The sequence below is a fragment of the Halobellus marinus genome, assembly GCF_032113415.1.
GTDB classification, from domain to species: Archaea; Halobacteriota; Halobacteria; order Halobacteriales; family Haloferacaceae; genus Haloquadratum; species Haloquadratum marinus.
In genome coordinates, this window is sequence record NZ_CP134946.1 from 3,361,049 (window position 1) to 3,372,994 (window position 11,946).

At 62.1% G+C, this 11,946-nt stretch carries 10 protein-coding genes; 1 reads left to right on the forward strand and 9 read right to left on the reverse strand.

Annotation, left to right across the window (positions count from 1 at the left end):
• Positions 1-4 precede the first annotated feature (4 nt).
• From RJT37_RS16675 to RJT37_RS16715, 9 genes are all read right to left on the reverse strand, one after another.
• Entirely contained in the window at positions 5-790 is a 786-nt protein-coding gene (locus tag RJT37_RS16675; RefSeq protein ID WP_313686213.1) for an HpcH/HpaI aldolase family protein, read from the reverse strand.
• 123 nt (positions 791-913) lie between these two features.
• Positions 914-1,276: a VOC family protein gene (locus RJT37_RS16680; RefSeq protein ID WP_313686214.1), complete on the reverse strand. Its 363-nt coding sequence runs from the start codon at positions 1,274-1,276 to the stop codon at positions 914-916.
• A 144-nt stretch (positions 1,277-1,420) separates the two neighbouring features.
• Entirely contained in the window at positions 1,421-2,278 is an 858-nt protein-coding gene (locus RJT37_RS16685; RefSeq protein ID WP_313686216.1) for a methylenetetrahydrofolate reductase, read from the reverse strand.
• Between the two features lie 195 nt (positions 2,279-2,473).
• Positions 2,474-3,235: an IclR family transcriptional regulator gene (locus RJT37_RS16690; RefSeq protein ID WP_313686218.1), complete on the reverse strand. Its 762-nt coding sequence runs from the start codon at positions 3,233-3,235 to the stop codon at positions 2,474-2,476.
• A 665-nt stretch (positions 3,236-3,900) separates the two neighbouring features.
• Positions 3,901-4,857 carry an NAD(P)-dependent oxidoreductase gene (locus RJT37_RS16695; RefSeq protein ID WP_313686220.1) on the reverse strand — a complete coding sequence of 319 codons (957 nt, stop codon included), beginning with the start codon at positions 4,855-4,857 and terminating at the stop codon, positions 3,901-3,903.
• A 200-nt stretch (positions 4,858-5,057) separates the two neighbouring features.
• Positions 5,058-6,410 (reverse strand): hypothetical protein, encoded by a 1,353-nt coding sequence (locus RJT37_RS16700; protein ID WP_313686222.1) that lies wholly within the window; start codon positions 6,408-6,410, stop codon positions 5,058-5,060.
• A gap of 233 nt (positions 6,411-6,643) precedes the next feature.
• Entirely contained in the window at positions 6,644-8,173 is a 1,530-nt protein-coding gene (locus RJT37_RS16705; RefSeq protein ID WP_313686223.1) for a class I adenylate-forming enzyme family protein, read from the reverse strand.
• Between the two features lie 592 nt (positions 8,174-8,765).
• Positions 8,766-8,978, reverse strand: coding sequence for a YgaP family membrane protein (locus tag RJT37_RS16710; protein WP_313686225.1), 213 nt, complete (start codon positions 8,976-8,978; stop codon positions 8,766-8,768).
• 152 nt (positions 8,979-9,130) lie between these two features.
• Positions 9,131-11,110 (reverse strand): aconitate hydratase, encoded by a 1,980-nt coding sequence (locus tag RJT37_RS16715; RefSeq protein WP_313686227.1) that lies wholly within the window; start codon positions 11,108-11,110, stop codon positions 9,131-9,133.
• 265 nt (positions 11,111-11,375) lie between these two features.
• Here RJT37_RS16715 and RJT37_RS16720 point away from each other — a divergent pair, with 265 nt between their 5' ends.
• Positions 11,376-11,843, forward strand: coding sequence for a deoxyuridine 5'-triphosphate nucleotidohydrolase (locus tag RJT37_RS16720; protein ID WP_313686229.1), 468 nt, complete (start codon positions 11,376-11,378; stop codon positions 11,841-11,843).
• Positions 11,844-11,946 lie beyond the last annotated feature (103 nt).

Here is an 11,946-nt window from a genome sequence, read left to right on the forward strand (position 1 = left end):
CCGACTACCGGAGCTGCTCGACTGCCTCTAGCCGCTCGCCTATCACCGACGTCACCGACGAGAGGTCGCCGCCGATCCGGATGATCTGATGGCCGTCTTCGACGGCCGTTTCGATAGCGTCCGGGTCGCTGGCGATCACGCCCGTGGGGATTCCGGCGTCGTGGGCCGCCTCGCGGATCTCGGTGATCGTTTCCGTGACGTCCGGGTGGGTCTTGTCGCCGGGGTGACCCAGCTGCACGGAGAGATCGGAGGGACCGATGAACACGAACCCCAGATCGGGGACCGAGAGGATCTCGTCCAGGTTCTCGACTGCACTGGTCTTCTCGATCATCGCGCCGAGACACACCTCCTCGTCTTCGGTCGCAATGTAGTCCTCGCCGCCGAGACCCCAGGTCCGCGAGCGGCCGCTGGCCATCCCCCGTTCGCCGGCGTCGCCGTCGTACTCGAACCGTGTGGCCTTCACCGCGCTGCGGACCTCCTCGGCGGTGTCGACACGCGGAACGAAGATGTTCCGGACGCCGGCGTCGAGGACTTTCCGCACGAGGGATGGATCGCCGCTCGGCAGCCGAACGAACAGTTCCGTGCCGCCGACCTCCGCGGCCCGCGTCAACTCCTCGAAGACCGTGCTGTCCCAGGGGCTCGGTCCCATGTGCTCGAAGTCGAGCCAGACGAAGTCGATGCCGAGTTCCCCGTAGATTTCGATCACTGCCGGCGAGAACGTCGACGAGCGCGCCCCGAAGACGACGTCACCGTTCTCGATTGCCGCCCGAAAGCCGTTCTGTTGCTGCATAGGCCCCGGTGCGGCAGCGACGTGGTTATACGTTCCGATGGCGGCGACGCCGCCTGCTACGGAAATCTCGTCGACCCAGTGCTGCGGTCTACTGGCCGCAAAAAGACCGCTGTAGAGCCGTAGTTACTCGTCGTCGACGATCTGGAAGCGGCGGCCGTCGGGGTCGCGGAAGTTCGTGATCCTCCGCCCGGTCGCCTCGACGTCGTACGGGCCGACGATGGAATCGACGTCCTTCTCCTCTAAGTCCCCGGTGATGCCTTCGATGTCCTCGACCGCGAACGCGATGTGGTTGATGCCGGGGACCTCCTCTCCCTCGACGGTGTGGATCTCGAAGATCGGACCCTCGCCGTCTGTGGGTTCGAGCTCGAACGATTCGCCGTGGTGTTCGGTGCGGCGCAGTTCCTCGTAGCCGAGTTTCTTCAGGAAGTCGGCCATCTCGGTTGCGTCGCTCGCCTCGATCTCGATGTGGTCGATCTCTCCAATCATACCCGATATCTCCACTCCGACGCTGGTAAACATTCCGGTACATCCGGAGCAGCACGGCACAACTGGAAGTGACGGTGGATACCGATGCCCGGCGGCTGGCCCGGGAGAGGCGACCGTCTCCCCGCGGTTGGTGCTTCTCGTCGCCTACGCGTCGAGCCGGCCCAGTCGCCACTCTTCGGTATCGGAAACCTGATTGAACGTGTAGATGTGGAGGCCACGGATCCCGTACTCCTCGGCGTGCGGCGCGAGCCCATCGACGAGTTCGTCCGGTCTGTACCGTCCGCGGGAGCCGATGAACTGCTTGATGAATCCCACGATGCCCGTCGTCTTCTGGAGGAAGCGGACCGAGTCGCCGACGCCGACCTTCTGGGAGATGCTCAGGAGCTTCTCGTATTTCATCACGCCCGGGATGCCGACCTCGATCGGAAGGTCGATGCCGCGGTCGCGGACTCCGTCGATCCACGCTAAGACCGCGTTCGGGTCATAACAGAGTTGCGTCGCGATGTAGGTCGCGTACGGTGCCTTCTTTTCCATCGCGTCGGCGAGCGTCTCCTCCGAGAGGAAATCGTGGCCCTCCGGGTAGCCCGTGATCCCGATCTCCTCGAACTCGTAGTCGAGGTCGTCGAGTGCGACGAGCATATCGTAGGCCGACTCGAACTCGCCGATCGGCTCCTCGCGATCGCCGCCCGGCACGAAGATGTCCGTGATCCCGACAGCGCGCAGTCGCTCACAGATCTCTGCGAGGTGGTCGGGTCCGCGAACGTACCGCGCGGAGACGTGCGGGACGACCTCGTAGCCCGCTTCGGCAGCCTCCTCGGCGGTCGCGATTGTCGCTTCGAGTTCCAACTGCGGTGAGGCGGTGATCGTCACCGTCGCGCCGTCCGGGAGGTGGGCGACCTGTTCGCCGAAGCTATCGAACGGCATCAACTCGAACCGCGGATCCGAGAGAAGTGATTCGGCGGCTGCCCGCGATTCCGATCCCGTGAGTCCCTTAGAAGCCATTGGTGGAATACGAAGGCGTGTTTGAGGACGGTCGTGTCTCGATACCGGCTGCCGCGATACGCAGGACGGCGGAACGAATCTTTGAAAGGAATTTCATATACTTCGAGTTGGAGTACTGTCCTGATAAAATTTCGCCTCCGACGTCGCTGCCGGTTATCAGCAGTCCGACAGGATGGGGCATCGTCTCCGTGGCGATCAGTTCCCGTACTGGTAGTTGATCGAGACCGTGTTCGCCATCTCCCGGAGTTTCTGGAGGAACTCCGCCTGGTACTCCTCCTCGCGGATGCGGCCCGTGGGGGCGACGAGTCCGAACGACCCGAGGACGCCGTCCTCGACGAGGATCGGGACTGCAGCCATCCCCATCCCGATCACCTGCTCGTCCCAGTCGACTGCATACCCGTCCTCACGGATCTGGTCGAGTTCCGTCTTCAGTACCTCGGGGTCCGTGATGGTGTGCTCGGTCCGCTGTTCGAGCCCTCGCTCGGCGATGATCTCGTCGACTCGCTCCTCCGGCAGATGCGCTAGGATCACTTTACCGGTTGCGACGGTGTGCATCGGCGTCGCGACTCCGGTGTAGGTTCCGAGATTGAGTGCCTGTCTGCCCTCCTCCTGGTGATAGACGATCGCCCGCCCCTCGTTTTCGATCGTCAGCCCGACCAGTTCGTCGGTTTCGGAGACGACCCGCTTCATTTCCGGCTTTGCGACCTGAAACAGGCGGTTTCGGTACTTCATTTTCCCGCCGATCGTGAGGAAGTACGAACTCAACCGGTACTCGCCATCGACGCGCGTCACGTACTGGGTCTCGCTGAGTGATCGAAGATAATCGTACACCGTACTGTCCGGCATCTCCATTCGTTGGGCGACCTCGGATGGTCCTGCCCCGTCGAGTTCCCAGAGGAGATCGAGTACCTCGAACGCCCGCGTGACAGTGGTCAGCGAAGTACGGTCGGTGGCCATACTAGTGCGTCGCGTTCGACCGACGTGAATCTCCCGATTTACTCGGATATATCCGTGAGCTGATGGGTTTGTCCTGGGCGACACAGCGGCTTCACTGCGGTACACGGATGTATTCGATTCCCCGGCCGATGTCCCTCGTCTCGTGACCGGTCGGCTCCGAAAGCTGCTGATGGCTCGGTGACGGGGTGATATCGGTGTGCTGTCCAGTGCGCGAAGCGGGGATCGAGCAACGGTTTGTGCTGTCCATCTGACTTTTATTTACGAGCATATCGGATTACTTTTCGCAAGTAAGGAATGACACCGGGACCTCAGTCGGCGCTGTCGGTCTGATCACCCTGCCCCGTCCTTCGACGCGCTCGGACGGGCAGAGATGCGAATTTACAATAACATTTGTACGTCCGTTATGTGACCGCACGCTCGATCGGATGCGTGACGCTCCGCTGGAGGGTTGAAGCAGAATACCGACAATGTCGGATGTAACAACAGAGCAGAATTATCGATGGCGGGATCTGTTACGTGTCGACCGCCTGTCGGCTGCAGCCTCTGCCCGAGTCGGTTGGATACGCGACACCATCCCAAGATGGGATGCGATCGGGCGTATCAGGGCTGATAGTCTGCTTTCTGGGCTCTTCGGAAGCCGGAGACGAGAACGACGACCGAGCGTATCAGGCGTCGACCGCGACGTACCGGTCGAGGATGGCCTCACCCTGTCGCAGTCGGGTAACGTTCTCGACGAGCTGGTCGATGTTGCCTGCGCGACACTCGCCGGTCATCGCAGCGATGTGGGGCGTCGTGACGACGTTGTCGAGGGCAACGAGGGGTGATTCGGAGCCGAGGGGCTCGCTCGCGAACACGTCCAGGGCCGCACCGCCGATCCTGCCGGCGGAAAGCGCGTCGACGAGTGCGTCCTCGTCGATGACCGGGCCGCGGGAGACGTTCACTAAAAGCGCCGCGGAGTCCATCCGGTCGAGTTCTGCTGTGCCGATCAGCCCCCACGTCTCCTCGGTCAGTTCCGGGGTCAGGATCACGACATCGCTCTCGGACAGCAGGCTCTCCAGATCGGTCTGCTCGCCGTGGACGAACTCGGCGTCGATGCTCGGAACGTACGGGTCCGACATCAGGACGTCGACGTCGAACCCCGAAAAGAGCATCCCGACGCGTTTGCCGACGTTCCCGAACCCGACGATGCCGACCGTGGAGCCGGAAATTCGGGTCCCGAGCGGGTACTCGTCACGCCACCGACCCTCCTCGATGAGCGCCTCCGCGGTCGGGAGCCGTCGCGCGATCGCAAGCGTCAGCCCGAGCGCGTGTTCCGCGACCGAGAGGGCGTTGTGGCCGGGCGTGTGTGTCACCGTGATCCCCGCCTCGCGCGCCGCATCCAGGTCGATCGAGTCGATGCCGGTTCCGAGCTTCCCGATCAACGACAGCCGGGGCGCGCTCGCTATGACCTCCTGTGAAAGCGGGATCCGCGACGTTACGAACACGACGTCGTACTGCGGGAGTTCCTCCCGGAGCGTCGCCGGATCGTCGTCGATTCCGACGGTCACCTCCCAGGAGTCGTCCAGCTGGTCGAGCAACCGATCCGTCGGCGTGATATCCTGATCGACGAGTGCGCGTGTCATATCGGTTCCGAGACCTTCGGGGTACTTTGCAGTTACTCGATCGAACTGCCGATCGACGGCTCCCGATCGTGCATCGTTCGCACGCTCGGGCGTATCGATGACGATAGCATCCGCCTGCGAGATATCGAAGGCTGCGTGGATGCAGCCGAAAAACGGAGTCGAGTGGGACAGACGCGACGCCGGAGGTCAGTCCGGGTCGTTTAGCGCTTGTCTTCGCTGTACGGTGCGTTTGCGACGGTCGCGGTGATCTCCTTCTGCGTGTGGCGTTCGACCCGCTTGTTGTCGTTGTCTTCGGGGTCGCCCCAGATGAGGGAGACCTCCGTGCCTGGTTCGCTGTACTCGGTGTCGATGACGGCAAGCGAGATGAAGTCCCGCTCGTTGTAGATGTAACTCTTGTCCGTCGAGACGCCGACCTGCTCGCCGTTCTTCAGCACCGTGTCGTAGGGACAGGCGGCCGACCGCGGGTGTGGGAAGTCCATAAACTGGTAGGTCTCGCCTTCCCGGAAGAGCGAGGCGAAGACGTCGACGACGTCCTCGGGGTCCCAGACCAGCGTGACCTTCTGGCGCGCGGGATCATCGATCTCGGCTTCGAGGGCCTCTTTGCCGATGAAGTCGTGATCGAAGTCGATGATGTGGCCGTAGCCCAGTTCGATCGGGGTGAAGTAGTAGTCCGTGATGTCGTCGGACTCGTAGCTCCCGCCGATCGACAGGAGTCCGTCGCCGACGTCCAGCCACTCGAGGTACTCTTCCATTCCCTCGTCGAAGATCGCGGGCACGACGAGCGGGATCCAGCCGAGGATCGCGTTCGGCGTCTGGTAGGACTCTGCGCCCAGGTGCTCGATGCCGTACTCCTCGCCGGCGTCCATCACGATCTCCTTGATCTCGTCGCTGATGTCGTAGGGGCCCCAGAACTCGAAGCCGGCCTCGCCCGCCATCCCGTGGCGGAGGAGGTGGACCTCGTGGCCCTCGATAGAGATGGAATCGAAATTAAAGAAGCCGAGATCCGGGAGCGGGTCGTCGGCGACCTCTTTCATCACGTCGATGGCCTCGGGGCCCTGGACCTGGAACCGGAAGTTGTTCGGATCGTCGCCGGTCGCGACCGGTCGGCCCTGAATCTCGCCGGTGACGTCGTACTCACCGGTCTCGATCTGATACTGGAGCCAGTTGTGAGCCGGGCGACTGCCGACACTCAGGAACGTCTCGTCGTCGAGATGGAACCAGATCGCGTCGCCGATGTGCTTCCCGTTGGGGTTGGCGACGACGAGTTGCTTCGCCTTGCCGGGTTCGGTGTTGTCGAAGTTGTTGACGGCGACGTCGGAGTACAGTTCGAGGGCGTCCGGCCCCTCCACGTAGTGGTCCGTCATATGATACGACTGGTCGGCGAAGGCGACGGTCTCCCGCCAGGAGCGCTGCTCCTCGATCCAGTTTGTAATCTCGTCCGGGACCTTGGTGAACTGTCCGACACCGAGGTCACGGGTCAGTTCGACGGGACTGCCCGCCTTCTCGACGGCCGCTGCCATACTATCGCTGAAAGACCACGCTCGTTCGCTCATCGTAGGATTCCACTCCACTGGACTCGCGTTCACTACTTAAGATTTCGGTAGCGAAGCCGGCCGATCCCGGCAAGCAAGTTCATAATATAAAAATCTTCTCTGTAGATGGAACCACTCGCCAATATCGAGCCCGGAGTATCACCGCGCCGAGATGCCTCTCACGAGAGAGTATGCGGGGGAGAGAAATCCGCGCCCCCGGGCTATCTGGGATGGCCGTGCAACGGCTGGCAGTCTCATTCGAGATCCTCGTCTTTGGCACTCAGTCGATCGAGTTTGCCGGTGGAGGTTCTCGGTAGCGACTCCTCGACGAAGCGGTACTCGCGCGGCCGCTCCATCCGCGCGATCTCGTCGCTGTCGAGACACCACTCGTCCAGTTCCTCGGCGGTGAGATCCGGGTCCGACGCGTAGATGTACGCCGTCACCTTCTCGCCGTACTCGTCGTCCTCGACGCCGACGACCGCCGATTCGTTGACAGCGGGATGGGCGTTGAGCACTTCTTCGACCGGCGATGGGTAGACCTTGATCCCCTTCGACATGATCATCAGGTCCGTCCGCCCTTCGAGGTAGACGAACCCCTCCTCGTCCTTGTAGCCGAGGTCGCCGGAGTACCACCAGCCGTCCTCGAACACCTGTTCGGTCTTCTCGGTCCGCCCCCAGGCCCAGACCGGACAGTCGGGGGCTTTGACCGCGATCTCCCCGACCTCCCCCGGCGGCTTGGTGTTGTTGTAACTGCCGTCCTCGTCGATGATCCGGAGCTGGACGCCGGGGACGGGCTTGCCGACGCTCTCGACGCGTTCCTCTGTCAGTTCCGCGTTTTCCATCACCGTCGCGTACGCCTCAGTTGCCGCGTAGGAGTTTTTCACCACCTCGCAGACGTTCTCCCGGAGGCGCGTGAGCGTCGTCGCGTCTAAGACTTCCCCGGCAGACATAATGGCCCCGAGTGAACCCAGATCGAACTCCTCGAAGTTGTCGAGGTTCAGGATCTCGCGCCACATCGTCGGCACCAGCAGTGCCGACGTCAGATCGTGGGCCTCGATCATCCGGAGATAGTCCTCGGGGTCCCACGAACGGAGGAAGTAGGTGGTCGCCCCCGAGACGAGCGCGGGTAACACGACCGAATACCACGCCGCGAACGACGGGGTGAAGACGTGTGGCTGTCGGGCCGATCGGTGGAGTTCGTAGACGCTCACCAGGGTGTTCGCGCGGAAGTACAGCCCGCGGTTCGTGTGACACCAGCCCTTCGGTTCGCCCGTCGTTCCCGACGTCCACATCACGACTGCAACGTCGTCTTCGCGCACGCGCACGTCCGGTTCCGTCGCCGGCTGCCCGTCGAGGAACGAGTCGTACCCTTCCTCGTAGTCAGTCTGTGCGTCCCCGACGGTGACGACGGCGTCGAGGTCGGTCGTGATCTTGTCCTGGAGTTTCTCCTCGTATATTTTGGAAGTCGATTCGTCGACGACCAGGACCTTCGGCCTGAGCGTGTCGATACAGTGTTCGAGCGTGTTCGCCGACGCGCGGATGTGGAGATTCGAGACTGTACAGCCCGCCTTCAGGCCGCCGTTCCAGAGGACCGTATGTCTGAGTGAGTTCTCACACAGGAGCGCAACTCGATCGCCCTGTCCGACGTACTGGCCGAACGCGTTTGCGGCCCGGTTGCTCAGGTCGTCGAATTCGGACCACGTGACCGTTTCGCCGTCGACGTCGTTACCGAAGGCGACCTTGTCCGGGTTGTTTTCCGCCGCGATCCGGGAAAGATCCTTCACTACCGGCACCTCGACGGTCGAACTGTGGTGCATAACCGGGGAGTTCGCAATCATCGTTGTTATACTTTCAGAAAGTCATACACGCCGAAGTCGTCAGATCCGTCTAATGGGCTGTAGCTTCGCAAAATCCATTGAGCCGTAGGGCGGGAACTCGTCCGCCCCGTACCATCGCCGCAGGCGTTCTCGACGACATAGTGAGGCCGATTCTGTTCGCGGACTCAGAGTGAAAAAATAATATATAAAATAATCTATATACATTGTATTATAATGGATTGACAAGCTATTCCTGTACTTGACGAGGCTACCTAGCTGTGCTTTGGTTCGATTTCTCGGCCCAAATTGGGCGCTAACACGTGAATATATGAGTATCAAGATTGCTGCTTTGCCCTACCGAACCGCTGGAAGTGATCTTCTTGGCTGTTTATAAATTTCCTTATAATAAATAGAAAAGATATTTATTATTACTATTATTTTGGTGGTTATTAAACAGATAAAAATTATCGAATTTTCGAACTATCCCGTGTGTGATGTGCCGCCCGAATTCTGCACGTCCAACGGCGGAAGATAGCGTGAGGATGTCGATTCGGCGCGTTCACTCCTCAGTAGTGTCGAGGCCGAGGGTTTCGTTCAGGCCGCAGAAACAGGTCGTCGCGTTGAAGCCGAAGCCGAGCGCGCCGACGCCGGCCAGCAGGCCGGTTTTCCGCTTGCCGCGCCGCAGCGCCTGCACGGCGACGACGGTCAGGAGGGCTGCGAGCAGTCCACGGACGAGTCGATCGCGACCACCGACGTTCTGTTCGAGGTTCATACTCGCCCGGTGGGGTGGCACGAAAAAAAGCGCGTCGGGAGACGAGGACTGCTATAGTAGCGTTTGCAACTGATTGCTCATCCGATCGTATGACTGCGTGCGATCGTGTGAGCGAAGACTTGCAAACGCTACAATAGGATGCAGCGTGTCTTTCAGTCGTCGGCGGGGGTCGCACCGCTACCGCCGTCGTCGGCGTACTGCTCTTTGGTCAGGCGGAGTTTGCCGCCCGCTTTGAGGATGCCGCGTTCGCGCTCGGAGGCGTCCAGTTCGGCGGTCGCCTCCCAGTCGTCGTTCACGCGGATGGTGAACTCGGTTTCGCCGGCGGCGACGGCCTCTGCGACGTCGGTCACGATCTCGACGTCGTCGCCCTGGTCGATCTTCTCGTAGGTCTCCTCGTCGATCGAGAGTGGGACGATCCCGAAGTTGAACAGGTTCGCCTTGTGAATGCGGGCAAAGGACTGAGCGAGAACGGCCTCGATTCCGAGGTACAGCGGACACATCGCCGCGTGCTCTCGTGAGGAGCCCTGGCCGTAGTTCTCGCCGGCCACGAGGACGCCGCCGTCGGCGTCGAGCGCGCGCTCGGCGAAGGTGTCGTCGACGCGCGAGAGGGTGAACTCCGAGAGCTTCTCGATGTTCGAGCGGTACATCAGGATGTCCGAGGTGGCCGGGATGATGTGGTCCGTCGTGATGTTGTCCGCCATCTTCAGGAGGACCTCACCCTGGATGTCGGACTCGAGCGGCTCGCCGATCGGCGCCGAGCCGATGTTCGGCCCCTTGACGAGTCCATCGTCGACGGCCTCCTCGGGCTCGATGATGTCGGTCTTCGAGCCGTCGTACTGGTCCGGCAGTTCGATGCCGGGCGCCTCCAGATCGCCGAGTTCCTCTGCGAGGTCACGCGGGTCGACGATCTCGCCTTTGATGGCCGCCGCGGCGGCGACCTCCGGCGAGCAGAGGTACACGGAGTCGTCTTCGATCCCCGAGCGCCCCTCGAAGTTGCGGTTGAACGTCCGCAGCGAGACGGAGTCGGAGGAAGGAACGTGCCCGATGCCGATACAGGCACCACACGTCGCCTCCGAGAAGTTGACGCCGGCCGCCATCATCTCGGCGGTCCAGCCCTCGCGGGCGAGGATCTCCGAAGCCTGCTTGGAGCCGGGTGCGACGATCATCTCGGTCTTCATATCGATCTCGCGGCCCTTCAGCATCTTCGCGGCCGGGAGGATGTCCTCGTAGCCGCCGTTGGTACAGGAGCCGACGATGACCTGCTCGACGGACTCGCCCGCGACCTCGCGGACGGGCACGACGTTGTCGGGCATCGACGGGGTGGCGATGAGCGGTTCGAGTTCCGAGAGGTCGATGACGACCTCGTCGGCGTACTCGGCGTCCTCGTCGGGAGCGAGTTCGACGTACTCGTCCTCGCGGCCCTGCCGGGCGAGGTAATCGCGGGTCTCCTCGTCGGTCGGGAAGATCGAAGACGTCGCGCCGAGTTCCGTGCCCATATTGGTGATCGTCGTCCGCTCGGGCACCGAGAGCGTCTCGACGCCGGGGCCGGTGTACTCGAAGACCTTGCCGACGCCGCCCTTCACCGAGAGCCGGCGGAGCATCTCGAGGATGACGTCCTTCGCGGTCGCCCACTCGGGGAGTTCCCCTTCGAGGCGGACGTTGACGACCTCCGGCATCTCGACGTAGTAGGGCCCGCCGCCCATCGCGACGGAGATATCGAGGCCGCCGGCGCCGATCGCGAGCTGGCCGAGGCCGCCGGGCGTCGGGGTGTGGGAGTCCGAGCCGAGCAGCGTCTTGCCGGGCGCGGCGAAGTTCTCCTTGTGGACGTTGTGGCAGATGCCGTTGCCCGGGCGGGAGAAGTACGCGCCGTAGGTGCCGGCCGCCGACCGTAGGAAGCGGTGGTCGTCGGTGTTCTTGAAGTCGAACTGGTAGGTCTGGTGGTCGCAGTACTGCGCCGCCAGTTCTGTCTGGACTTCATCGAGGTCCAGCGCCTCGAACTGCAGCCAGACCATCGTTCCGGTCGTGTCCTGTGCGAGGACCTGGTCGATCTCGATCCCGATCTCCGCTCCGGGTTCGAGTTCGCCCTCTATGAGGTGATCATCGAGGATTTTCTCCGTAAGCGTCTGTCCCATAACGTCCGTGAATCGACCGTCTACAAGTATAAATCCCGCGTGTTTGAGGTCAGATATATGCACCTTATACACATACTCTGTCCTAATTTGATATCAAGAAAACGCGCTCCGCCAGTTCCGCCGACGTTCGGGAAACGGACCGCATAGACGGGTCGGAACCCTGCTCACGGCGTTTCAACCCGCGAGAGGTATCGTAGCGTTGCTGTGGAACACGATCCGGCATCGAGAACGATACGGTTTTGCGCGTGGGTGCGGCCGTTCCGATATGTTCCGCGCCGGTTCGTTCGTCGCGAGGTGTATCGACCCCGTCGACGACGCACAGATCCAGCCGAACGGCGTCGATCTCACGCTCGCCGACGTCTTCGAACAGATCGCTCCCGGGCGAATTGGCACTGACGACAAGACCGTCGGCGAACGCGAATCGGTCGGTGCCGACGACGACGTCTTCCACCTCGATCCGGGCGGGTACATCCTTCAGTACGCCGAGACGATCGCGATCCCCGACGAGCACGTCGGCTTTCTGTACCCCCGATCGACCCTGATGCGCAACTCCTGTATGCTCAATACGGCGGTCTGGGACGCTGGGTACGAAGGCAAAGGCGAGGGGCTGCTGCAGGTGCATCACCCGATCCGGCTCGAATGCGGCGCCCGCGTCGCGCAACTCGTCCTCGCTGTGGCCGATCACGACGACGTCTACGAGGGGACGTATCAGGGCGAGCGAACGGAGGAGTGAACGTAGGCCGAGCGCACGGACGATGAGCGGGGATCATCCCCGAGGCCGGACCAGCCGTGCGCCTCGCACAGCCGACATCGACAATCGAACGGGGATACCCAAA